A 21,750-nucleotide genomic window follows, 5' to 3' on the forward strand; every position below is an offset into this window, starting at 1 on the left:
CTATCTGCATAGCGGCAGCGGCCCCCACTTGATTGCGGCATCCGAGGCGAGGCCGATCGTATAGCCTTTCGGTCCTGAGGTGATCCGGGCAGTATCGTCGGCGCTGTTCTCTTCGCCTTCTGCGTGACAGGAGACCGTTGCAGTGAAGTTCTTGCCTTCGGTCTTCAGGACCTTCTTGATTTCGCAGTAGGAGACGGCGGTCGTGATGCCCTCTGATGTCAGGAGGTAGAAATTGTCCGAGCCCGTGCTCTCGCCGCTCTTGGCATAGGCGCAGCCATCCTTGTTGCCGTAGCTGCCCTTGATCGGCAGCGTGTCGGCCAAGGCCACAGCGGAAAGGGCCGCATTGGAGAGCGCGGCCAGGGAGACGAGGATCAGAAGCAAATGGCCGCGCATTGATATCACACCCCGCTTGCCGGGATGCCCGTGCGTTCGACCTTGCGCGGAGCGGTGATCTCCTTCCAGGTCGAGAGTGCCTTGCTGACGGCAGTGACCGGCTCGCGCTTGACGAATTCGCCATGGCCTGAGCGGGTCTTGATCGTGTCTTCCTCGATCGCCACGACGCCGCGCGTCAGCGTGTAGCGCGGCAGGCCAGTGACTTGCTTGCCTTCGAAGACGTTGTAATCGATCGCCGATTGCTGGGTCTTCGAGGAAATGGTCTTGGAGCGCTTCGGATCCCAGACGACGAGATCAGCATCGGCGCCGACGAGGATCGCGCCCTTCTTCGGATATATGTTGAGGATCTTGGCGATGTTGGTCGAGGTGACGGCGACAAATTCGTTCATCGTCAGGCGGCCCGTATTGACGCCATAGGTCCAGAGCATCGGCATGCGGTCTTCGAGGCCGCCGGTGCCGTTCGGGATCTTGGTGAAGTCACCGACGCCGAAGCGTTTCTGCGCCGTGGTGAAGGCGCAATGGTCGGTTGCCACCACCTGCAGCGAGCCGGAGGCGAGGCCGGCCCAGAGGCTGTCCTGATGCTGCTTGTTGCGGAAGGGCGGGGACATGACGCGGCGGGCGGCATGGTCCCAGTCCTTGTCGAAATATTCGGTCTCATCGAGCGTCAGGTGCTGGATCAGCGGCTCGCCATAGGCACGGATGCCCTTCTGCCGGGCGCGGCGGATCGCTTCATGGGCCTGTTCGCAGGAGGTGTGGACGATATAAACAGGGCAGCCGGCCATGTCGGCGATCATGATCGCGCGGTTGGTGGCCTCGCCCTCGACCTCGGCCGGGCGCGAATAGGCATGCGCCTCGGGGCCGTTATTGCCTTCCGACAGCAGCTTGGCTGACAGCGAGGCGACGACATCGCCGTTTTCCGCGTGGACGAGCGGCAGCGCGCCGAGCTCGGCGCAGCGCTGGAAAGAGGCGAACATCTCGTCGTCGTTCACCATCAGCGCGCCCTTATAGGCCATGAAGTGCTTGAAAGTGTTGATGCCCTTGTCCTGAACGATCGCCTTCATCTCGTTGAAGACCTGCTCGCCCCACCAGGTGATCGCCATATGGAAGGAATAGTCGCAGTTGGCGCGGGTCGACTTGTTGTCCCACATGGTCAGCGCCTCGAGCAGCGACTGGCCGGGCGAGGGAAGGGCGAAATCGACGACCATGGTCGTGCCGCCGGCGAGGGCCGCCCGCGTGCCGCTCTCGAAATCGTCGGAGGAATAGGTACCCATGAACGGCATTTCGAGATGGGTATGCGGATCGATGCCGCCGGGCATAATATAACAGCCTGTGGCATCCAGCACTTCGTTGCCGGAGAGGTTCGGACCAATCTCGACGATCTTGCCGCCGTCGATCTTCACATCCGCCTTATAGGTGAGGTCGGCGGTGACGATGGTGCCGTTCTTGATGACTGTGGTCATGATCGTTCCCTATTCTTTATCGTTGTTCGGCAGGCGAATAAAAGCTCGGCAATTCGGTGCTGAATTCGAGACGGCCCTCTATTGCAGCCAGGATCGTTTCAAGGACCGAGCGTCGCTCGCGTGAGATTTCCTGATTCCAGAAGCGCAGGACCGAATAGCCGTTTGCGTTGAGCCATTCGGTTCGACGTTGGTCGGTCACGCAATCGGCATGCTGGAAGCCGTCGATTTCAACGACCAGCCGCTCTTCGCGACAGAGGAAATCGACGATGAAGGGGCCGAGCGGAACTTGACGCGCGAATTTGTAGCCGTTCAGGCGGCGGGCGCGCAGGTCACTCCAGAGGCGATATTCTTCCTCGGTTTCAGTTTGTCGCAGGTTTCTTGCTTGCGCGGTCTTGGCGGGACGGTGTTTGCGGATGTCTTGTTTGATAATTTTTGTCGCGCCCGGAGCCCCCTCATCCGCCCTTCGGGCACCTTCTCCCCGAGGGGAGAAGGGGGGAGCGGCGACGTTCACCGTCCCCTTCTCCCCAGCGGGGAGAAGGTGGCCCGAAGGGTCGGATGAGGGGGCTCCGGGCGCAGTGCTATCCATCACACCACGATCTCCGCCGTCTCGACTACCGCATGAAACAGCACGTCAGCGCCGGCCGTTGCCCATTCCTTGGAAATCTCCTCAGCCTCGTTATGCGAGAGACCACCCACACACGGGCACATCACCATGGTCGCAGGCGCGACTTTGGCGGCCCAGCAGGCGTCGTGACCGGCGCCGGAAATGATGTTCATGTGGCTGTAGCCGAGGCGGTCTGCGGCGGAGCGGACGGAGGTGACGAGCTTTTCATCGAAGGTGACCGGCTCGAAGTGGCCGATCGCCTCGATGGAACAGCCGACACCCAGCACATCGCAGATCTTGGGCGCTTCGGCCTCGATCTTTGCCCGCATGCGGTCGAGCTTGGCCTTGTCGGGGGAGCGGATGTCGACGGTGAAGACCACCTTGCCCGGCAGCACGTTGCGGGAATTCGGCGAGAAGAAGACCTGGCCGACGCCGCCGACGGCGCCCGGCTGTTCGCCCATGGCGACACCCTGCACCATTTCGAGGATGCGCGACATGGCAAGGCCGGCATTGACGCGCATGTTCATCGGCGTCGAGCCTGTATGGGCTTCCTTGCCGGTCAGCGTGAATTCCAGCCACCACAGGCCCTGACAGTGGGTGACGACGCCGATCTGCTTGTTCTCCGCTTCGAGGATCGGGCCCTGCTCGATGTGATACTCGAAATAGGCGTGCATCTTGCGGGCGCCAACCTCTTCGTCCCCGACCCAGCCGATGCGCTTCAGTTCGTCGCCGAAGAGATTGCCGTCGGGATCCCTGCGATTATAGGCGAAGTCCAGGCTGTGAGCGCCGGCGAAAACACCTGAAGCCAGCATGGCCGGGGCGAAACGTGCGCCTTCCTCATTGGTCCAGTTGGTAACAACGATCGGATGCTTGGTCTTGATGCCGAGGTCGTTCATGGTTCTGACAACTTCAAGGGCGCCGAGAACCCCGAGAACCCCGTCATATTTGCCGCCTGTCGGCTGGGTATCGAGATGGGAGCCGACATAGACGGGAAGCGCATTCGGATCAGTGCCGGCGCGGGTGGCGAACATCGTGCCCATCTTGTCGACGCCAAGCGTCAGGCCGGCCTCTTCACACCATTTTTTGAAAAGGCTGCGGCCCTCGGCATCCGAATCCGTCAGCGTCTGGCGGTTGTTGCCGCCGGCGATCCCCGGGCCGATCTTCGCCATGTCCATGAGACTGTCCCAGAGACGGTCCCCGTTGACCCGCATATTTTCGCCTGGCGCTGCCACCATATTGAAAGTCCTCACCTGTTTTGCGGCAGTCATGCAAGGTGCATGCCCGCCATGTTCCCGTGGTCAAGTCCGTCGCCGCTTTGTTGTTCTTTCAGCGCCGGGAAATCGCCAGTTGCCTTTGTTTTTTATCTGGCAGATAATTTGACCGATTGGTAAACATTACAACTTCCATCGCTGCGCTCAAGACGAAAATCACGAAAGATACATACAAAAATACCGGCAAAAAGCACGGGCAGTTGCCTATTAAAGCGGCAGGAGAGGCTGTTCTTCGAATCTTGAGCGAAGGAATTGAATTCACGGGGAAAAGAGCGAATGGCCATACCGAGAGCGGCGAAGACACTTCGGCGGACACGCATCCAGGAGGAGAAGGAAGAGCAGATCCTGGAAGCGGCGCTCGATGTGTTTTCGGTCAGCGGTTTCCGCGGCTCGACCATCGACCAGATCGCCGAGGTGGCGGGCATGTCGAAACCGAACCTGCTCTATTATTTCCGCACCAAGGAAGCCATGCACCGCGCGCTGATCGACCGGGTGCTCTATAACTGGCTGGAACCGTTGAGGGCCTTCGATGCGGAAGGCAATCCGGAATCGGAAATCCGCAGCTATATCCGCCGCAAGCTTGAAATGGCGCGCGATTTCCCCCGCGAGAGCCGGCTCTTTGCCAATGAGATGCTGCAGGGCGCGCCCCATGTTCTCGATATGCTGAAAGGTCCGCTGAAAGAGCTGGTCGATGAAAAGGCAGCCGTCATCCGCACCTGGATCAAGAGTGGCAAGATCGCCTACTGCGATCCCTATCATCTTATCTTCTCGATCTGGTCGACAACGCAGCACTATGCCGATTTCGACGTGCAGGTCCGTGCCGTGCTCGGTGAAGAACATTCAGGCGACGGGCGTTTCGAGGATGCGGCGCGCTTCTTGGAGCAGCTTTTCATCGGCGGCTTACGGCCGGATCGGTCAGGTTCCTAATTCATCGCCGGCACTTGCCGCTTAGCCCATCATTGCCGGGAGCCTGGCGGCGAGCGTATCGATCGCCAGTCTTACCTTCGGCAGCATGACCGGAGAGCGCAGCCAGAGGGCATGGGCATCGAAGACATTCGCTGCCTCGTTTTTCAGCACCTGGACGAGACGGCCTGCAGCGACGTCGTGGCGGACCAACCAGCAGGGCAACCAGGCAAGACCGCGTCCGGCAACCGCGGCATCCGAGATCGCCCCGAGGTCGTCGAGCCGCAGGCGCGTCTTCGGCTGGACCTCTCGCCATCGATCGTCCGGCGTCGGGAATATCCAGCTTCTTTCATAATCGCCGCGGCGATAGACGATGCACTCATGCTGAGGAATATCTGCGATCGATTGCGGTATGCCATGTCGTTCCAGATAGGCGGGTGATGCGCATACGGTCATCCGCTGCCGAGCGACGGCCCGGGCCATCAGATCCGGATTATCTTTCAGCGGCCCGTTGCGGATGGCAAGATCGAGGCCGTCTTCCAGGAGATCGACGATGCGGTCGTTAAACGAGAGGTCGAGTTCCAGTTCGGGATGTTCATCGAGCAGTTCTTCCAGAACGGGCGCGATGCAGAGACGCCCGAAGAGCACGGGCATCGAGATGCGGAGCCGGCCGCGCACCGTGCGGCGGCCTGACTCCAGCATCGCCTCGCCGAAGCGGATTTCCTCAACCGCGCGCAGGCAGCGTTCGTAGAAGAAGCGGCCTTCCTCCGTCAGGCTCTGCATACGTGTCGTGCGGTTGAAGAGGCGTACGCCGAGACGCTGCTCCAGGCGTGCGATGGTCTTGCCGACGGCCGAGCGCGTAAGATGCAGCCGCTCGGCGGCAGCCGAAAAACCGCCGGCCTCGACGGCTTCGACGAAGATCGAGATGCCTTTCAAGTGTTCCATATTGTTTCCCTGACGGAACCAGTCTGGCGAATTAGTATCGCAACTGGAGAGAAGTTTTCAACGATATGTTCTGCTCCTCCGCAATCGGAAAAGGAGTGAGGCATGGATACGACGCGGCAATGGCAGATCGAGACGGTTGGACCGGAGCGGAAACTTGCGATAGGTGAGCGGAGGCTGGAGCCAGTTTCGAGTGATAGAATTCTCGTGCGGACGGAGGCCGTCTCGTTGAATTTTCGTGACAGGCTGGTGATGGAAACCGGCATGGGATTACCGCTGCAATTTCCTTTCGTGCCGGCTTCCGACATGGCGGGTATCGTGGAAGCCGTCGGTCCCGATGTCACCCGCTTCAAGCCGGGAGATCGGGTGATTTCGACTTTCTCGCCCGGCTGGATCGACGGACGCGGTCTGGGTGACGCCCGTACACCGCCCTACAGAACACGCGGCGGCTTCTATCCCGGCGTTCTCTCGCAATATACGGTGCTCTCGGAGGAATGGTATTCGCACGCGCCTTACACGCTCGATGCGGCTGAGGCGAGCACTTTGCCCTGCGCCGGACTGACGGCGTGGTTCGCGCTGATCGAGCGCGGCGGTCTGAAGGCCGGCGACAAGGTGCTGGTACAAGGCACGGGCGGCGTTGCGCTTTTCGGACTGCAGATCGCCAAGGCGCATGGCGCGGAAGTCTTCATCACATCGGGCAGCGCGGAAAAGCTGGAACGCGCCGTTGCCCTTGGTGCCGATCATGCGCTCAGCCGCAATGACGGGGACTGGGTGGAGCAGCTCTATTCGCTAACCGACGGCTACGGCGCCGATCACATCCTCGAGATCGTCGGTGGCGCGCATCTCGGTCAGGCGTTGAAAGCCGTGGCGGTCAATGGCCGCATCTCGGTCATCGGCGTTCTCGACGGTTTCGAAGTGTCCGGTCCGGCTGCCCAGCTCTTGCTCAAGGCGCCTGTGGTGCAGGGTATTTCGGTCGGTCATCGCCGGGCGCTGGAAGATATGGTCCGGGCGGTGGATCAGATCGGCCTGAAGCCCGTCATCGACAAGCGTTACGCTTTCGAGGAATTCCCCGAAGCCCTCGATCATCTCTATCGCGGGCCGTTCGGCAAGGTCGTGGTCGAGTTTTGAGGGATGGTTCCCTTCTCCTCAAGCGCGGAGAAGGGAATCCGATCAGGCGGCAACGCCTGCTTCGCCTTCGAAAGCAAAACCTTCGTCCGCCCATCCGGTCAGACCGCCGATCATAAGCTTGACGGACAGACCGAGGCGGGAGAGGCGGAGGGCCGCCTTGTCCGCGCCATTGCAATGCGGACCCGCGCAATAGACGACGAACAGCGTATCGTCAGGCCATTGCGACATGCGATGCGCGGTCATCTTGCCGTGCGGCAGGTTAAGGGCGCCTGGAATATGCGAGAGGGCGAAGAGTGCGGGCGAGCGGACGTCGAGCAGCACAAAATCGACCTTGCCGGAAGTGAAGGCGGCGTTCACATCCGAGCAGTCGGTCTCGAAGGCGAGCTTGCGGGCGAAGTGCTCGGCGGCAGCTTCGGGGGAGGCGGCAGGAATTTCGGAAACGGGGCTCGGCATGATCTCTTCCTTTCTTGGCTTGCTTGCTGCCGATCATTGCCGATGATAATGCTTGGCGAAATTGGCCATCATGACTGATAGCGTAAAGATCATGCCAAAATCGGATCAGCACAAGACACGAGGACCGCATGTGGTGGCGCTCGCCTATGACGGGCTCTGCACGTTCGAATTCGGTATCGCCTACGAGGTCTTCGGCCTGTCGCGGCCGGAGATGGGTGAGGACTGGTATCGTTTCTCGGTTGCCGGCGTAGAGCCGGGTCCGCTGCGGGCCGCCGGGGGGCTGACGGTCGCAGTCGACGAAGGACTTGAACTGCTTAGCGAGGCGGATCTCATCATCGCGCCGGGATGGCGGGCGATCGATGCGCCGGTGCCGGAACCCCTGACCGCTGCCTTGCGGGCTGCGCACCAACGAGGCGCGCGTGTGATGTCGCTCTGCTCGGGCGTGGCCGTGCTTGCCGCCGCGGGTCTGCTGGCCGGCCGGCGGGCGACCACCCATTGGCGCTATGTCGCCTCGATTGCCGAGCGTTACCCTGACATCGCACTTGATGCCGACGTGCTCTACATGGACGAAGGCAGTATCCTGACGGCAGCAGGCAGTGCGGCCGGCATCGACCTCTGCCTGCATGTGGTGCGCGACGATTTCGGCCCGGATGCCGCCAACAGCGTGGCGCGCCGTCTCGTCGTTCCGCCGCATCGCGAAGGCGGGCAGGCGCAGTTCATCGCAGCTCCTGTGCCGGAGGAAAGGGAAGGCATTCGCCTTGGACCGCTGATCGAATGGATGCGCGAGCGGCTGTCGGAGCAGCAGTCGATCAGTCTGCTTGCCGGCAAGGCCGGCATGAGCATGCGCACCTTCCAGCGGCGCTTCGAGGCGACGACGGGCGACAGCGTCGGCGAATGGCTGCTGAAGGAGCGGCTGCGGCATGCACGCGATCTCCTAGAGAAAGAGCTCGCAGTGTCGCTCGACGATATCGCTGTTGCCAGCGGCTTCGGCACGCTCGCAACCATGCGTCATCATTTTCGCCGGCGGTTGGGGACGAGCCCGAGCGCCTACAGGAAGTCGTTCGGGCTTTGAGGGCCGACGGATAAAGAAAAAGCCGCCGTGGAGGGCGGCTTTTTCAGGCTTTCGGAGATTTACTCCGCAGCCTGTCTTGCCATCGGGTTGTTCGGATGGGTCGTCCAGTTGGCATAGTTCGGATCGACGACCTTGCCGGTGCGTTTGTCGAGCGAGCCGGCCGGAAGCTGTTCCATGGTGATGCAATTTTCGACCGGGCAGACGCTGACACAGAGATTGCACCCGACGCATTCCTCGTCCATCACCTCGAAATGGCGTGCGCCATCGACGAAATTAGTGATCGCCTGGTGCGAAGTATCCTCGCAGGCGATGTAGCAGCGGCCGCATTTGATGCAGGCGTCCTGGTCGATCTTTGCCTTGGCGATGTAGTTGAGGTTGAGATACTGCCAGTCGGTGACGTTCGGCACAGCGCGGCCGGTGATGTCGTCGAGGGTCTTGTGGCCCTTTTCATCCATCCAGTCCGAAAGCCCTGTGATCATTTCCTGGACGATCTTGAAGCCGTAGGTCATGGCTGCCGTGCAGACCTGCACGTTGCCGGCACCGAGCACGAGGAATTCGGCTGCGTCGCGCCAGGTGGTGATGCCGCCGATGCCCGAAATCGGCAGGCCGTAGGTTTCCGGGTCGCGGGCGATTTCGGCGACCATGTTCAGCGCGATCGGCTTGACGGCCGGGCCGCAATAGCCGCCGTGGCTGCCCTTGCCGCCGACGGTCGGGTTCGGTGCGAAATTGTCGAGATCGACGGAGACGATCGAGTTGATCGTATTGATCAGGGAGACGGCATCCGTGCCACCGGCCTTGGCGGCGCGGGCGGGCCTGCGGATGTCGGTGATGTTGGGGGTCAGCTTGGTGATGACGGGCATACGCGTGTACTGCTTGCACCAACGCACGACCATTTCGATATATTCCGGCACCTGGCCGACAGCCGAGCCCATGCCGCGCTCGGACATGCCGTGCGGACAGCCGAAGTTCAGTTCGATGCCGTCGGCGCCGGTCTCTTCGACCAGCGGCAGGATGGTCTTCCAGGCCTGCTCCTCGCAGGGTACCATGATCGAGGCGATGAGGGCGCGATCCGGCCAATTCATCTTCACCTGCTTCATTTCCCGCAGGTTGGTCTGCAGGTCGCGGTCGGTGATGAGCTCGATATTGTTCAGGCCGAGCAGACGGCGATCGGCGCCCCAGATTGCGCCGTAGCGCGGGCCGTTGACGTTGACAACAGGCGGGCCTTCCTCGCCCAGCGTCTTCCAGACCACGCCGCCCCAGCCTGCCTTGAAGGCGCGCTCGACATTGTAGGCCTTGTCGGTCGGCGGAGCGGAGGCAAGCCAGAAGGGGTTCGGAGACTTGATGCCGACGAAATTATTGCGGAGATCAGCCATTGTTCAGTCTCCCCTTCAAGCGACCGCGACAGCCGAAGCGGCTGCGGCAGTCAATGTGCGGTGAATGGATTCGGCCGCATCGCGGCCATGAGCGACGGCAGATACGGTGAGGTCTTCGCCGCCGAAGACGCAGTCGCCGCCGGCCCACACACCTTCAATCGACGTGCGGCCGTCGGCATCCACGGCGATACGACCGGATTCCATGCGCAACGCGCCGAGGCTCGAGGCCTCGAAGGTCTGGCCGATGGCTTTCAGGATGTGATCGGTGGTGATGACGCCGGTCTCGCCGGTGCCGGTGAGGCGGCCGTCGACGAGGCTTGTATATTCGACCTCGATCGCTGCCACCTTTCCATCCTGCGAGAGGATGGATTTCGGTGCCAGCCAGTGGCGGATGATGACGCCCTTGGAAGTGGCGAGATCCTGCTCGAATTCCGAGGCGTTCATATGCTCCTTGCCGCGGCGGTAGCAGATGGTCACTTCCTCAGCGCCGAGCAGCTTTGCCTGCACGGCGGCGTCGATTGCCGTCATGCCGCCGCCCAAGACGACGACGCGGCGGCCGATGGCGATGTCGCCCTTGTTCTTGGCCTGACGGAGCGCGGCGATGAAATCGACGGCGTCATCGACACCCGGCAGGTTTTCGTTGTCGACGCGCAATGCGTTGACGCCGGCAAGCCCGAGGCCGAGAAAGACGGCATCATACTGGCTCTGCAGGTCGGCGAGCGAGAAATCGCGGCCGAGCTGCTCACCGTGCTTCACCTCGATGCCGCCGATCGAAAGGACGTAGTCGACTTCCTTCTGGGCGAAGTCATCGACCGTCTTGTAGGTGGCGATGCCATATTCGTTGAGGCCGCCGGATTTCGGCTTGGCGTCGTAAATCACGACCTCGTTGCCCTTGACCGCGAGGCGGTGGGCGGCGGCAAGGCCGGCGGGGCCTGCGCCGACGACGGCAATCCTCTTGCCGGTCGGCGCTGCGCGCCGGTAGAACTGCTTGCCGGCGGCCATGGCAGCATCCGTCGCATAGCGTTGCAGGCGGCCGATCTCGACGGGGCGCTCTTCGGCCGTGTTGCGCACACAGGCCTGCTCGCAGAGCTCTTCGGTGGGACAGACGCGGGCGCACATGCCGCCGAGGATGTTCTGGTCGAAGATCGTCTTCGCCGAACCCAAGGGATTGCCGGTCGAGATCTGGCGGATGAAGAGCGGGATGTCGATGGAGGTGGGACAGGCCGTCATGCACGGCGCGTCATAACAGAAATAACAGCGATCGGCTGCGACCAACGCTTCGTGATTGTCGAGGCGCGGATGAAGATCGGAGAAATTAGCCTCGTACTCGGCAGACGAAAGCCGGCCGGCACGAATCCCAGTTTCCAGACGTCCCATTGAAGTTCCCTCTTTATCGGTAACGACTAGTGAGGGAATCGTAACTCAGGTTCAAAAATTTATCAAACGGTAAAATTTTGGCAATTTTCTTTCGTTGGCATCGTTTAACTGGCTGATTTTATTTGCTGTGATGATTCTTTGAGCAGCCTCTGCCTTTCAGTTGGCTGGCAACCAGGATTTCGGCTTCCGGAAAAAATAACAAAAATCGAATTTTTTTCCGGACTGACGGAACCAAAGTTAACGCACGTAGTTAATGCGATATCCGAATGATGACCGCATCGACCCAACATGCGCGCCCCCAACCCATCATTCGGACGTACTCACGGTCCCCTCCCGGTGAGTGAAGACAGCTGGTGCGCCGCCCTCGCACCGGCTGTTTTTCGTCAGGGCTGAGCAACCCCAGCAAAAGCGTGCAGCGGTTTGCGTTTGCAATTGCGCGAAAAACAACGTCTCAGGCGCGCTTCAGGATTTCGAATTCCGTTTCCGGAACCGTCAGGCGATATTCGATGCGGCCGGGCGCGAGCGTTAGTTCGGCCTTGCCGTTGACGGAAGAAGGCACTACGCGCTCCAGCACCGTGCGGCCGAAGCTGTTCTCGCTGAATTCGTGCACATCGGCTTTATTGGGAAGCATTTCCACCCAGGTCAGCTCGATTGCCTGGCGGCCGGCGATGTCAGCCTCTCGGCAATTCAGCGTGATTGATGTCGCTCCGCTGGCGATTGCGCCGTAGGAGGCGGAATTGACGATCAACTCATGCAGCGCCAGGCCGAGATGCACGGCGGCGTTCGGCGTCAGATGGGCGTTGACACCAAAAATCGGCATGGCGCCGGATGGTTCCGGCCAATAGGGGGCGAACTGCTTTTCGGCAAGTTCGAACAGGAAGGCGCCGCGCCAGCTGGAATCGGTGATCAGATCCTGAGAGTTGGACAGCGACTGAAGGCGTCCACGGAATTTCGCGAGGAAAACATCGAGAGAAATGGTGTTGCGTGCGGTCTGGGTTGCGATGCCTTGGATAATGGCAAGCAGGTTCTTGGAGCGGTGGGAAAGCTCACGCAGAAGCGATTTCAGCACCTTTTCACGGTGCCTGCTTTCGGTGACTTCCGAGATGACCGAAAGCAGACCGTAATTGCTGCGCTCGCCTGTGCGCTGAACGTTCAGTTCGAATGTCCTGGTTTCGCCGTCGATGGTAACATCGATCTCGGCATTGCTGGTGGCGCCGGTCTCGAGCACCCTCTGCTTCATTGCGGCAAGCGATTTGCCGTGCGCTTCGCCAAACAGCGAGCCGTCATCTCCGCCGGCGATGAAACGCTTCTGGAAATGGGGGAGAAGATTTTCGACATAGACTATGGCAAGGCTCGCATCCTGGTACAGGATCGAGATAGCGGCGCTGGCGAGCGCACGCTCCATCATGGCCGCCTTGCCTTCGATGGTGAAAGGCGTTCCGGACAGTGGTCCAGTCGTATTCACTCGGCCGCCTTTCCTCAGTCCCTTCGACATACGGAGAGTGTTACCCCTCCCGACAAAAACTGCCGGCCATTCTAAGAGCAAGCGCTGCAAAAACCGTTAAAGCCGCCAGTCCGCTCCGGCAGACCCGGAACGCATCCATTACTGTATTGGTTCCGGCGTCCCTGAAATTCCTGTTCAGGCGGCCACACGGGTCGTTTCATTGAAGAAAAGCGCCTGGCTGATCAGGGCCTTGACCATGTCCGGGTTGAAGGGCTTGGTGACGAGGAAGGTGGGCTCCGGCCGCTCCCCGGTCAGCAGTCTCTCGGGGAAAGCGGTGATGAAGATCACGGGAACGCTCGATGTCTTTAGAATATCGTTGACGGCATCGATGCCCGAACTGCCGTCGGCAAGCTGGATATCGGCCAGCACCATGCTCGGCTTCGTCCTATTATAGAGCGCGATTGCTTCCGTATGGGTGCGGGCGATGCCGGTGACGCGGTGGCCGAGGCTTTCGACCATCTGTTCGATATCCATAGCGATCAGCGGTTCGTCCTCGATAATCATGATATCGGTGGCGACTTGAAGCGAGATCTCATGAGAAGCCTTGTCGAGCAGCTGCACGGTTTCCTCCTCGCTGACTTCGAGAATGTCGGCGATTTCCGAGATGCGGAAATTCTCGACCGAAGCAAGCAGGAAAGCCTGCCGGGCGAGGGGAGAAACCTTTGAGAGGTTCAGCGTCGCGCGCTGTTCCCAAGCATAGGGAGAGGAGGGCTCCGGAATCTCGACCGCAGTGGAACCAAACAGTTGCGTGAACAGTTTGTAGAGTGCGACGCGATCATTCGCGGTATCCGGGAATATGGTGAGATCTGCGATGATCGCCTCCAGGGCCGCTGCGACATAGGCGTCGCCAGAAGTCTGTGTGCCGGTAAGCGCGCGGGAATAGCGACGCAGATAAGGAAGGTGCGGCGCAATTCGAGTAGAAAGGGTCATTAAAAACTCCCGTTTACGGGCCGGTAAATGGCTGCAACGGTCTGAAAACGCGGTTTTCATAAAAAAGTTCCGACATGTGGGGAACTTTTTTTGCCGCGTCGCATTATTCTAGCCGACACAAATGAAGGGCGTCACGTTTTGACCCATGGCGAGGGGAATGATCTGCAGAATCAACGGTTTGAACGAACCGGCCTAATCGGTCGCAGATCCGTTTCACTTAGCTTGCACAGTAGACTTTGCCTTTCATCCCAAGACAACAGGCAAGAAGCGATCCATTGATGACGACACAAAAGACAAAGGCATCCGACGAGCGCCAGGTAGAACTGCGGCCGAGCGATATATTGGATCCGAACAATCAGATCGGCGTGAGGCTACGATCGCTCTATGCTGCCGCTCAGGAGGAAGCCATTCCCGAGCGCTTCCTCGATCTGCTCGAAAAGCTCGATCAGGCCGAAATGATGGCCTCCGCCAAGATGGCCGAATAGGAATACCCGCATGGATAAAGCGCAACCGAGCTTCAAGCGCGAACTCCTGGCGGCCCTGCCGAGCTTGCGTGCTTTTGCCATATCGCTGATCGGCCGGCACGACCGCGCCGACGACCTGGTTCAGGACACCATCATGAAGGCCTGGGCCAAACAAGATCATTTCGAGATGGGCACCAACATGAAGGCCTGGCTCTTCACGATCCTGCGCAACGAGCTTTACAGCCAGATGCGCAAGAGCGGCCGTGAAGTGCAGGACAGCGACGGTTTGTTTACCGAATCCATGGCGACGCACCCGTCGCAATATGGCGCGCTCGATCTGCAGGACTTCAAGAAGGCGCTGGACCAGCTGCCGCCGGACCAGCGCGAAGCGATCATCCTGGTCGGCGCCTCGGGTTTCTCTTATGAGGAAGCGGCGGAAATCTGCGGCTGCGCCGTCGGCACCATCAAGAGCCGCGTGAACCGCGCGCGCCAGCGCCTGCAGGAACTCCTGCAGATTTCTGGCGAGGCGGATTTCGGTCCGGACGCAACCTCGGCGCCGCTGACCTCGAAAGCCTTCGCCTTCTGATCGACATGTTTCCTGGCAGGATGGCCGGCCGCCCCAAGGGCGCCGGCTTTTCGTTGGGATGCGGAGGGCGGCTTCCCTTGTGCATCTTTGCGTCAGCGCGACAGGAAAAACGTGGGGTGAAGGAAAGACGCGGCGGGGCTAATCGTCGCGCTTTGAGCCGACCAGATTGGCGGCGACGAAGGCGGCGGCGATACCCGCCATCAAGAGCGGCTGGGAGCGAACCAGGCCGAGACCGACGGTTGCCAGAGATTCCAGAGCGGCGCGGCGCTCGCGGGCCCGGCGGGCTTCCCGGGCATTGATGACCGCCATGACAACGAGCACGACGATTGCGATCAGCAGCGCGCAGGCCGCCAGGAAGAGGGCTGCACCGATGGCGCCGTAGATGCCGGCAAGCCAGATGGCGCCGGCGGTAACGGCAAGCGCGTAAGCGGTCAGCAGAAAAAGCAACGCAACGGCGATGAAGATGCCGTTGCGCTTGGTGCGTTCCACCGTGCGGTGGATGCTCGTGCCGACGAGCAGGCTCAGGATCGGGGAGAGCATCGGGCCTCCTTGAGCAATTCCGGCAAAAGTGCCTAACAGTTGCGTTCGAAATTGCGTGAAAACAACGAGATAGAGTATTCCCAGCTTCGAAGGACGCGGAAATGTTCTATCGGCGGGCGAACATGGCAAGGAGCAGGCCGAAGGCGGCAGCGGCGCCGACCGTTGCCAGCGGATGACGGCGGACCGTATTGCGGACTTCGCCGGCGCTGCGCATGTAGCTCTGCTGCAGTTCCTTCAGCAGATCCTCCCCGCGGCCGAGAATGTCTTCATAGCTTGCGGATGCCTGCGAACGCAGCTTCTCCCCTTGGTGGCGGGAGGTCTTGCCGAGAACATGGGTCAGTTCGGCGAGCTCTTCGCGAAGCGCCTCGATCTGATCCTCGATGCTGGTTTCGAGATTTCGGAGGGCGCCGTTGCGGCGGCGACTGGACTGAAAGAGGGAATAGGCCATGACTGTCTCCATAGCTGGGCGCGATATGCGCCGCCCGGTTTCGCGGGGTCAGCAGCATCCATGGCACAGCAAAGGGCGCCCGGCTTTGACCCAAATCATTGCGGACAACGCATCTGGGTCGGAAAGGTTCCTCAGCCGACGGTCAGCGCGCTATGGGCAAGCACGAAAGGCGTGCCGTCGAGGGGCACTTTATTAACGCGCAGCGGGCAACCGAAAACGGCCTGCATCGTTGCGTCCGTGAGTACATCGTGCACATTGCCGGATGCGGCCTGGCGCCCGGATTTCATCAGCACGACCCTGTCGGCAAAGAGAGCAGTCAGATTGAGATCGTGCATGACCGCAATCACGCCGCCGCCGCGTTCGCAGAAGTTGCGCGCCAGTCCCATGATCGTCAGCTGATGGCTGATGTCGAGGCTGGAGACGGGCTCGTCCAGCAGCAGCCAGCATGGTTTGCCGTCCACGATCGGTTCGGCGATCTGGCAGAGCACGCGGGCCAGCTGCACGCGCTGCTGCTCTCCGCCCGAGAGCTCCTGATAAAACCGCGCCTCAAAGCCGCTGAGATCGACTGATGCGAGCGCTCCTGCTGCGGTCGCGTCTGCCTGATCCGGGTGAAGGTTGAGGCCGGACGTGAGCCCCATGCGCACGATCTCCCGGACCGTGAAAGGAAAGGAGATGGCACTTGCCTGGGGCAGAACCCCACGGATGGAGGCGAGCTGCCACGGCTTCAGCGTGCGCACCTCTTCGCCGTTCAGCCGCACCGAACCATCGTAGGCCAGTTCGCCGGAAATCGCCTTCATCGTCGTCGTCTTGCCGGAGCCGTTGGGCCCGGCAACGGCCGTCAGTTCACCCGCCTTCGCGGTAAAGGCGACATCCTGGACGATAGTCTTGCCGGAAAGGCGCACGCTGAGACCGGTAACTTCGATCATCGATACAAACTCAAAAGGCAAGGCGCGAACGCTGCCGCAACAGGATCCAGAGGAAAAAGGGGCCGCCGACTGCTGCGGTGATAATCCCGATCGGCAGTTCGGCAGGTGCGACGATCGTGCGGGCGAGCACATCTGCGAAAATCAGCAGCGAGCCACCCAGCAGTGCCGCAGCCGGCAGCAGGAAGCGGTGATCCGGGCCGATCACCATACGCAATATATGCGGCACAACGATGCCGATAAAACCGATGCCGCCGCTGACGGCAACGGAAGCGCCGGTTGCTGCCGCTACGGTGACGATCGCAATATTCTTCAGCCGCTGAACCGGCACGCCCATGTGGAAGGCGGCCGCTTCGCCGAGCGTGATGGCGTTCAGGCCGCGCGCCATGAAGGGCAGGGCGACGAAGGACAGGAGGATGACGGGGCCGGCTGCTGATATCTTGATCCAGGTGGCGCCGGCGAGCGAGCCCATGCCCCAGAAGGTGAGGTCACGCAGCTGCTGGTCATTGGCCATGTAGATCAGCACGCCCGTCAGCGCGCCGGCCAGGGCGCCGAGCGCGATGCCGGCAAGCAGCATGGTGGCGACGGATGTGCGGCCATTGCTGGTGGCAACCCGGTAAAGAGAAAGCGTCGTGACGAGCCCGCCGCCGAAGGCCGCAAGCGGGAGGGCATAAATGCCGAGCGCCAGATAGAAAGGCGCGGCGACGGAGCCGCCGAGCACGATCATCACCACTGCACCCAGTCCAGCACCGGAGGAAACGCCGACAAGGCCGGGATCGGCCAGCGGATTGCGGAACAGGCCCTGCATGACCGTGCCGGAGACGGCAAGCGAGGCACCGATCAGAAAGCCCAGGATGGCGCGAGGCAGGCGGATATCGAAGATAATGATCCGGTCGCGTGCGCTGAGCGCGGTTTCGGATCCCGTGATGTTTCTGACGACATCGAGAATGGAGGCATCCGACGCCCCTGTCGTGACGGAAAAGAGCAGGGCGAAAGCGGAAGCCACGACGAGGAAGGCGATGCCCAGCAGGGCAAGCCCGGTTCTGTCGCCCGCCTGCCGGCTTTCGAGAAATAGGGCTAACGGGGATCGCCTGTTTTCCATCATGGCTTCCGGAACGGCCATGCTCAGCCTCCGTAGATCGCCGTATTGAGTTCGCGCACGGCGCTTGCCGTGCGCGGACCGAAGCCCAGGAGGTGGAGGCCGTCCATGCGAATGATCGCCTTCTTTTCACCGGCGGGTGTCAACGCAATCGCCGGCTGGGTGAGAAGATCCTCGTTCTTGGTGCCCGCGCCATCGCCGCGATCCATCATCAGGATTACGTCGGGCTTGGCGTTGATGATGGCCTCGTCGCTGAGCGGCTTATAGCCAGCGAATTCCCCGATCGCGTTGATGGCGCCGGCGAGCTTGATGACACTATCCGCCGCCGTGCCGCTGCCTGACGCCATAATGCGGCCGTTCTGAGCGCTGAGGACGAAGAGGGCGCGCTTGCGCTCGGCCTCCGGGCGCTTCTCTGCGTCGGCAACGGCCGCGTCGAGGTCGGCGCCGACCTTTTCCTCAAGCGCCTTTGCCTTGTCCTGAACGTTCAGCAGCGTACCGACGCGATCGATCTTGGCGATGATGCCGTCACGCGTATAGGCATTCGGGACGGTTTCGAAGGGGACGCTGGCGTTCTTGAGAACATTCAGCGCTTCCTGCGGACCGGAGCCTTCGACGGCGATGATCGCCGTCGGGTTCATGGCGAGAATACCTTCCGGCGAGAGGGCGCGCATGTAACCGACGTCAGGCAGCTTCAGTGCCGCTTGCGGATACATGCTCGTCGTGTCGCGGGCGATCAGCCTGCCTTCCTCACCGAGTGCATAGATGATCTCGGTAACGTCGCCGCCGATCGAGACCAACCGCGAAGTATCGAGCCTGTTCTCCCCGGCATGGGCGGTGCGAACGAAAGCATAGCTCTTGCCAGCGGGTGCGGCCGGGATCAGCGGCAGGGCAATGACAGCCGCCGTCAGGGCCAGTTTCCAGAGGCGGATCCGGCGCAGGTGTTCAAGCATCTTCATTGTTGCGATCCTTATGCGGCGACGCTCGTGGCTCGCGGGAGGTCTTCCATGATCTCACGCCATGCGGCATTCTCGTCGGAACCTTCCTTTCGCTTGCCAAAGAACTGGATGATCAAGTTGCCGGCAGCGTCATAGGCTTCGAGCGAGGTGACATGACCGTCCTTGGTCGGCTTGCGCACGGCCCAGGTCTCGGCGATGTGGTCCTGGCGCAGATGCAGGTGGAAGGTCTCGTCGATGATATTGATCCATGGACCCATCGGCTGGACGTTGAAGATCGGGCCGGAATGGATCTGCACGATGCCGTTATTGGCAACGAAGCACATGATCGGCAGGCCTGATTTGACGGAGGCATGCATCATGTCTGCCGTCGCCCTATTGTCGAGCTTCCAGGCATAGTCGTCGCCGACGGTGCGCACGGCGGCCTGGCGGCCGATCTTCAGGCGTTTCAGCATGCCGAAGAATTCATGCGTGTCGGTCATCTTGCTCCAGTTGTCGCGCAACTCTTCACGGCTAACATTGCCGTCTTCGTCAGCATCAAAAGAAGCCTCTGTTTCGATCAGTTCCTGCGACTGGTCCTCGACCTTCAGTTCGGCGACGATGCGATGGTAGGCGTCGACATGGGATGCCGGCCGCAGATGGATCTTGTGGACGGCATTACCCGCCTTGTCGAAATACTGGAGGCTGAGGCGCTCGCTGTCGCCATCCTTCTTGGTGACGGCAAAAGCGTGGACCCAGCGGCTCGGAAAGACGCGCAGGTCGATGTTGTCGCCGAGTACGATCCCATTGTGCTCGCCGATCTTGATGTTTTCGTAGATGCCGATCTTCTCGTGCACGGCGCTTTCGTTGCGCGATAGCGCCATAACCTCGCCGAGATCGGCGACACGCTCCAGGAGCTTTGCGGCGCTGGCATCGATGCGCGTTGCACTGATGCCGACTTCCGCTGCGACGAGGGCGGCCTCGGAGATCTTCAGCTGCGCGGCAATGTCGCGCTCGCGCATCTTCGGATTTTCGGCGCGGAATGCGCGGATTTCTGCTGGTGCCGGTCTGGTCTGCTCGGTCATGTCCTACCCTGCTATTGAGCTTACTTGTTGAGAATGAGTTTGCCCTGACGGGTGATCTTCAGGCGGTAGATCACGCCATCGTGCCGAATCATGATCTCGTTTGCGTTGCGAAAAAGATCGCCGCTTTCGAGAACGCGGATATCGGCCACCGCAGGTTGGTTCCGCAGTGGTGCGAGCTTAAAGGTATCTGGCTTTTCAACCATCATTTCGGTCGGCTTATTCCGTGATTGCGGGGGTCAAGATCCCGGCTCCGGTGACATTTATCTTGACTCTCATACTCATAGTTTTTTAAAGACGCAATAATAGAAGACAAAAGCAGTCAAGTTTTAGATCCTGCTGTTTTGAAGCCGCTGGACGGCGGTCGATTTGCTTTATGGGGAGACGATAATGACGGGTCGGATCGCTGCGTTTACGGCCGGTATGCTGTTTTCGGTTTCGGGCGTGGCACAGGCCTATGCGCAGGCTGCGGCGCCGGCCGCAAAGCTCGATGTCGAGCTCAATGCGCTGGCGCCCTCCCAGAAGGGCTGCATGATGACCTTCGTTGCCGAGAACAATCTGGCGACGCCGATCAACAGGGTCTCCTTCGAACTCGCCTTCTTCAACGACAAGAACGCCGTCGATCGTATCACCGTGCTCGATTTCCGCGATCTGCCGCAGGGCAAGAAGCGCGTGCGCCAGTTCGATATGCCCGGTGTCAAGTGCGAGACGGTTACGCGCATCATCATCAACGATACGCCTGTCTGCGACGGACCGGCGGCAGGCGAATGCATGAAGGGTCTCGTGACCCGCTCGCAGATCTCAGTTCCTTTCGAAGGCTAAGACGAGGTCGAAGGCTAAGACCTAAGCCGGCGGAAATCCGGCGTGCATGTTCAGGCTGTCCGAGGCGTAAAATGGCGATTTCAGCGAAGTCCAGATCGAGACGGGGGCTCATCGAGGAGGCGAGCACCGACAGTAGCGTGAACGACAACAATCCCGGCCACGAGCTTTCCGACCTGCACAGCGCGCAGCGTCAGCCGCCCGGCGAGACGGTTATCCATTATGCGCGTTTTGCGCAGATATCGTCGTTCCCCGATCATCCGGAGGCCGTACCGGCAACTGCCATCACTCCGTTGCCGATGGATGCGGTGGTGGAAAAGCAGGAAAACGAGAAGACGCCGGTGCGGCGCCGGCTGACGCTGACCTGCATTTGCTCGCTGGTCTTTCATGCGGCATTGGCCGCTACACTGATCATTGCGTTTCCGAAGGCGCCGGAGGAGGCGCTAATGGAGGCAGGGGAAGCCATCAGTGTCGTTATGCTGGGCAGCTCGGATGCCGACCAGAGTGCAGCCGGCGAGACCAAGGTGACCATTCAGGAGGAACTCATTCCTGAGACGGTCCAGCCCGACGTGATCAAGCCGGTGGAGACGGCGGAGGTGCAGCCCGAAGCTTTTCAGCCGGAGCCCGTCCAGCCGACAGAGGTCCAGCCGGTAAAGACGGAGACTGTACAGCCCGCGCAGGAGGTTACTCGTCAATCACCGGAAACAGTGGCGGCGGCTGAGCCGGAAGTGTTGGTGTCGGAAACGCCTGCGGAAACCTCCGTCGCTCACCCGGTGTCGTCGGTCGCCCCTGAGCAGATAGCGGAGGCGCCGATGACCCCAGACGCTCCTGTACCCCCCGAAGCAACGGTCGCGCCGGACACGCCCCCGGCTTCTGCAGAGCCACCTGCGGCAACGGCGGCGCAATCCAAGCCGGAAGAGATAAAGCCCATGGAGACGGCTCCGACGGAGGTGGTGACGCCGCTGCCGAAGCCCAAGGTGGAAAAGCCTGCAGAAAAGAAGCCGATAGAACGAAGACTGCCGGCAAAGAAGGCACAGGGTTCGGAAGGGAATTCGAAACAGGAATCGCGCAGAGGCGCCGCAGATGGTCAGGCTGACGCCAACTCGGATAATAATTCGAGCACTTCAGGCGGGAGGAACGGATCAGGCGGGGCGTCGGAAGCCAATTACAAGGGCAAACTTGTTGCACGCCTGTTCCGCTGCATCGACCGGATGGAGTCGCGATACCGCAGCGATCCCGTTACCTTGACGGTTCGCATTACGATGAGCCGCAGCGGCGATATTACGTCATCGGGCATCGTCCGGGGGTCTGGCCGCCCTGATGTGGATGGCGCTGCCCTCGGCAAGGTGGCTTCGTGCAATCTTCCGGCTCTGCCGGATGATATGGCCGGATCCTCACGCACCTACACATTTCCGGTTCAGGTCAAATCCCGATAATATGATTAAAA

24 protein-coding genes are annotated in these 21,750 nt (G+C 60.8%); 7 read left to right on the top strand and 17 right to left on the bottom strand.

Annotated features, from left to right (window positions below; translation table 11 throughout):
* From FHX15_RS00900 to FHX15_RS00915, 4 genes are read right to left on the bottom strand one after another with little or no spacing between them, the layout of a single operon-like run.
* Positions 1-393, bottom strand: a complete 393-nt coding sequence (locus tag FHX15_RS00900) for a hypothetical protein (RefSeq protein ID WP_184392850.1) — start codon at positions 391-393, stop codon at positions 1-3.
* A 5-nt stretch (positions 394-398) separates the two neighbouring features.
* A complete protein-coding gene (gene hydA / locus FHX15_RS00905) occupies positions 399-1,853 on the bottom strand; it encodes a dihydropyrimidinase (protein ID WP_184392852.1) in 1,455 nt (484 codons plus the stop codon).
* Positions 1,854-1,869: 16 nt separating this feature from the next.
* Positions 1,870-2,439, bottom strand: coding sequence for an endonuclease domain-containing protein (locus FHX15_RS00910; protein ID WP_184392854.1), 570 nt, complete (start codon positions 2,437-2,439; stop codon positions 1,870-1,872).
* Positions 2,439-3,692 carry a Zn-dependent hydrolase gene (locus tag FHX15_RS00915; RefSeq protein WP_184392856.1) on the bottom strand — a complete coding sequence of 418 codons (1,254 nt, stop codon included), beginning with the start codon at positions 3,690-3,692 and terminating at the stop codon, positions 2,439-2,441. Before FHX15_RS00915 ends, FHX15_RS00910 begins: the two co-directional genes overlap by 1 nt.
* Positions 3,693-4,004: 312 nt before the next feature.
* Between FHX15_RS00915 and FHX15_RS00920 the strand changes: the two genes are divergently transcribed.
* Positions 4,005-4,655 (top strand): TetR family transcriptional regulator C-terminal domain-containing protein, encoded by a 651-nt coding sequence (locus FHX15_RS00920; RefSeq protein WP_184392858.1) that lies wholly within the window; start codon positions 4,005-4,007, stop codon positions 4,653-4,655.
* A 21-nt stretch (positions 4,656-4,676) separates the two neighbouring features.
* On the opposite strand, the gene FHX15_RS00925 is transcribed toward FHX15_RS00920, so the two are convergent.
* The gene (locus FHX15_RS00925) at positions 4,677-5,576 is read right to left on the bottom strand and encodes a LysR family transcriptional regulator (RefSeq protein WP_184392860.1); all 900 of its coding nucleotides are present in this window, start codon (positions 5,574-5,576) and stop codon (positions 4,677-4,679) included.
* A 102-nt stretch (positions 5,577-5,678) separates the two neighbouring features.
* Here FHX15_RS00925 and FHX15_RS00930 point away from each other — a divergent pair, with 102 nt between their 5' ends.
* The gene (locus FHX15_RS00930) at positions 5,679-6,701 is read left to right on the top strand and encodes an NAD(P)-dependent alcohol dehydrogenase (protein ID WP_184392862.1); all 1,023 of its coding nucleotides are present in this window, start codon (positions 5,679-5,681) and stop codon (positions 6,699-6,701) included.
* Positions 6,702-6,743: 42 nt separating this feature from the next.
* Here the strand turns inward: FHX15_RS00930 and FHX15_RS00935 are convergent, their stop codons facing one another.
* Positions 6,744-7,154: a rhodanese-like domain-containing protein gene (locus FHX15_RS00935; RefSeq protein ID WP_184392864.1), complete on the bottom strand. Its 411-nt coding sequence runs from the start codon at positions 7,152-7,154 to the stop codon at positions 6,744-6,746.
* Positions 7,155-7,224: 70 nt separating this feature from the next.
* Here FHX15_RS00935 and ftrA point away from each other — a divergent pair, with 70 nt between their 5' ends.
* The gene (gene ftrA, locus FHX15_RS00940; RefSeq protein WP_184392866.1) at positions 7,225-8,226 is read left to right on the top strand and encodes a transcriptional regulator FtrA; all 1,002 of its coding nucleotides are present in this window, start codon (positions 7,225-7,227) and stop codon (positions 8,224-8,226) included.
* A 59-nt stretch (positions 8,227-8,285) separates the two neighbouring features.
* On the opposite strand, the gene preA is transcribed toward ftrA, so the two are convergent.
* The 4 genes from preA to FHX15_RS00960 all read right to left on the bottom strand — a co-directional run bounded on the left by preA (position 8,286) and on the right by FHX15_RS00960 (position 13,410).
* The gene (gene preA, locus FHX15_RS00945; RefSeq protein WP_184392868.1) at positions 8,286-9,599 is read right to left on the bottom strand and encodes an NAD-dependent dihydropyrimidine dehydrogenase subunit PreA; all 1,314 of its coding nucleotides are present in this window, start codon (positions 9,597-9,599) and stop codon (positions 8,286-8,288) included.
* Between the two features lie 15 nt (positions 9,600-9,614).
* Complete coding sequence (locus FHX15_RS00950) at positions 9,615-10,976, bottom strand: NAD(P)-dependent oxidoreductase (RefSeq protein ID WP_184392869.1); 1,362 nt, start codon at positions 10,974-10,976, stop codon at positions 9,615-9,617.
* Between the two features lie 451 nt (positions 10,977-11,427).
* Positions 11,428-12,423: a sensor histidine kinase gene (locus FHX15_RS00955; RefSeq protein WP_184393972.1), complete on the bottom strand. Its 996-nt coding sequence runs from the start codon at positions 12,421-12,423 to the stop codon at positions 11,428-11,430.
* A gap of 192 nt (positions 12,424-12,615) precedes the next feature.
* Complete coding sequence (locus tag FHX15_RS00960) at positions 12,616-13,410, bottom strand: response regulator (RefSeq protein ID WP_184392871.1); 795 nt, start codon at positions 13,408-13,410, stop codon at positions 12,616-12,618.
* 278 nt (positions 13,411-13,688) lie between these two features.
* Here FHX15_RS00960 and FHX15_RS00965 point away from each other — a divergent pair, with 278 nt between their 5' ends.
* Both FHX15_RS00965 and FHX15_RS00970 read left to right on the top strand, forming a co-directional pair.
* A complete protein-coding gene (locus FHX15_RS00965) occupies positions 13,689-13,895 on the top strand; it encodes a NepR family anti-sigma factor (protein ID WP_184392872.1) in 207 nt (68 codons plus the stop codon).
* Between the two features lie 10 nt (positions 13,896-13,905).
* Complete coding sequence (locus tag FHX15_RS00970; protein ID WP_184392873.1) at positions 13,906-14,460, top strand: RNA polymerase sigma factor; 555 nt, start codon at positions 13,906-13,908, stop codon at positions 14,458-14,460.
* Between the two features lie 138 nt (positions 14,461-14,598).
* On the opposite strand, the gene FHX15_RS00975 is transcribed toward FHX15_RS00970, so the two are convergent.
* The 7 genes from FHX15_RS00975 to hemP all read right to left on the bottom strand — a co-directional run bounded on the left by FHX15_RS00975 (position 14,599) and on the right by hemP (position 19,693).
* A complete protein-coding gene (locus tag FHX15_RS00975) occupies positions 14,599-15,000 on the bottom strand; it encodes a hypothetical protein (protein WP_184392874.1) in 402 nt (133 codons plus the stop codon).
* Between the two features lie 106 nt (positions 15,001-15,106).
* Positions 15,107-15,448, bottom strand: a complete 342-nt coding sequence (locus FHX15_RS00980; protein WP_184392875.1) for a DUF883 family protein — start codon at positions 15,446-15,448, stop codon at positions 15,107-15,109.
* A 131-nt stretch (positions 15,449-15,579) separates the two neighbouring features.
* Entirely contained in the window at positions 15,580-16,374 is a 795-nt protein-coding gene (locus FHX15_RS00985) for a heme ABC transporter ATP-binding protein (RefSeq protein ID WP_184392876.1), read from the bottom strand.
* Positions 16,375-16,384: 10 nt separating this feature from the next.
* Positions 16,385-17,494 (bottom strand): FecCD family ABC transporter permease, encoded by a 1,110-nt coding sequence (locus FHX15_RS00990; protein WP_184392877.1) that lies wholly within the window; start codon positions 17,492-17,494, stop codon positions 16,385-16,387.
* Between the two features lie 2 nt (positions 17,495-17,496).
* Entirely contained in the window at positions 17,497-18,426 is a 930-nt protein-coding gene (locus tag FHX15_RS00995) for a hemin ABC transporter substrate-binding protein (RefSeq protein WP_184392878.1), read from the bottom strand.
* A gap of 11 nt (positions 18,427-18,437) precedes the next feature.
* Positions 18,438-19,487, bottom strand: coding sequence for a hemin-degrading factor (locus FHX15_RS01000; protein WP_184392879.1), 1,050 nt, complete (start codon positions 19,485-19,487; stop codon positions 18,438-18,440).
* Between the two features lie 20 nt (positions 19,488-19,507).
* On the bottom strand, positions 19,508-19,693 hold the full coding sequence (gene hemP / locus FHX15_RS01005) for a hemin uptake protein HemP (RefSeq protein WP_184392880.1): 186 nt from the start codon (positions 19,691-19,693) through the stop codon (positions 19,508-19,510).
* Between the two features lie 181 nt (positions 19,694-19,874).
* On the opposite strand from hemP, the gene FHX15_RS01010 reads away from it, so the two are divergent.
* A complete protein-coding gene (locus FHX15_RS01010) occupies positions 19,875-20,306 on the top strand; it encodes a hypothetical protein (protein WP_184392882.1) in 432 nt (143 codons plus the stop codon).
* A gap of 71 nt (positions 20,307-20,377) precedes the next feature.
* A complete protein-coding gene (locus FHX15_RS01015; RefSeq protein WP_184392884.1) occupies positions 20,378-21,739 on the top strand; it encodes a cell envelope integrity protein TolA in 1,362 nt (453 codons plus the stop codon).
* Positions 21,740-21,750: the final 11 nt, after the last annotated feature.

The organism is Rhizobium sp. BK650 (genome assembly GCF_014195325.1).
Classification (GTDB): domain Bacteria; phylum Pseudomonadota; class Alphaproteobacteria; order Rhizobiales; family Rhizobiaceae; genus Rhizobium.

Bases quoted from the DNA above. Each gene is read 5' to 3' on its own strand.
- FHX15_RS00900 (WP_184392850.1), bottom strand. From the start codon at position 393: ATGCGCGGCCATTTGCTTCTGATCCTCGTCTCCCTGGCCGCGCTCTCC.
- hydA (WP_184392852.1), bottom strand. From the start codon at position 1,853: ATGACCACAGTCATCAAGAACGGCACCATCGTCACCGCCGACCTCACC.
- FHX15_RS00910 (WP_184392854.1), bottom strand. From the start codon at position 2,439: ATGGATAGCACTGCGCCCGGAGCCCCCTCATCCGACCCTTCGGGCCAC.
- FHX15_RS00915 (WP_184392856.1), bottom strand. From the start codon at position 3,692: ATGGTGGCAGCGCCAGGCGAAAATATGCGGGTCAACGGGGACCGTCTC.
- FHX15_RS00920 (WP_184392858.1), top strand. From the start codon at position 4,005: ATGGCCATACCGAGAGCGGCGAAGACACTTCGGCGGACACGCATCCAG.
- FHX15_RS00925 (WP_184392860.1), bottom strand. From the start codon at position 5,576: ATGGAACACTTGAAAGGCATCTCGATCTTCGTCGAAGCCGTCGAGGCC.
- FHX15_RS00930 (WP_184392862.1), top strand. From the start codon at position 5,679: ATGGATACGACGCGGCAATGGCAGATCGAGACGGTTGGACCGGAGCGG.
- FHX15_RS00935 (WP_184392864.1), bottom strand. From the start codon at position 7,154: ATGCCGAGCCCCGTTTCCGAAATTCCTGCCGCCTCCCCCGAAGCTGCC.
- ftrA (WP_184392866.1), top strand. From the start codon at position 7,225: ATGACTGATAGCGTAAAGATCATGCCAAAATCGGATCAGCACAAGACA.
- preA (WP_184392868.1), bottom strand. From the start codon at position 9,599: ATGGCTGATCTCCGCAATAATTTCGTCGGCATCAAGTCTCCGAACCCC.
- FHX15_RS00950 (WP_184392869.1), bottom strand. From the start codon at position 10,976: ATGGGACGTCTGGAAACTGGGATTCGTGCCGGCCGGCTTTCGTCTGCC.
- FHX15_RS00960 (WP_184392871.1), bottom strand. From the start codon at position 13,410: ATGACCCTTTCTACTCGAATTGCGCCGCACCTTCCTTATCTGCGTCGC.
- FHX15_RS00965 (WP_184392872.1), top strand. From the start codon at position 13,689: ATGACGACACAAAAGACAAAGGCATCCGACGAGCGCCAGGTAGAACTG.
- FHX15_RS00970 (WP_184392873.1), top strand. From the start codon at position 13,906: ATGGATAAAGCGCAACCGAGCTTCAAGCGCGAACTCCTGGCGGCCCTG.
- FHX15_RS00975 (WP_184392874.1), bottom strand. From the start codon at position 15,000: ATGCTCTCCCCGATCCTGAGCCTGCTCGTCGGCACGAGCATCCACCGC.
- FHX15_RS00980 (WP_184392875.1), bottom strand. From the start codon at position 15,448: ATGGCCTATTCCCTCTTTCAGTCCAGTCGCCGCCGCAACGGCGCCCTC.
- FHX15_RS00985 (WP_184392876.1), bottom strand. From the start codon at position 16,374: ATGATCGAAGTTACCGGTCTCAGCGTGCGCCTTTCCGGCAAGACTATC.
- FHX15_RS00990 (WP_184392877.1), bottom strand. From the start codon at position 17,494: ATGGCCGTTCCGGAAGCCATGATGGAAAACAGGCGATCCCCGTTAGCC.
- FHX15_RS00995 (WP_184392878.1), bottom strand. From the start codon at position 18,426: ATGAAGATGCTTGAACACCTGCGCCGGATCCGCCTCTGGAAACTGGCC.
- FHX15_RS01000 (WP_184392879.1), bottom strand. From the start codon at position 19,487: ATGACCGAGCAGACCAGACCGGCACCAGCAGAAATCCGCGCATTCCGC.
- hemP (WP_184392880.1), bottom strand. From the start codon at position 19,693: ATGATGGTTGAAAAGCCAGATACCTTTAAGCTCGCACCACTGCGGAAC.
- FHX15_RS01010 (WP_184392882.1), top strand. From the start codon at position 19,875: ATGACGGGTCGGATCGCTGCGTTTACGGCCGGTATGCTGTTTTCGGTT.
- FHX15_RS01015 (WP_184392884.1), top strand. From the start codon at position 20,378: ATGGCGATTTCAGCGAAGTCCAGATCGAGACGGGGGCTCATCGAGGAG.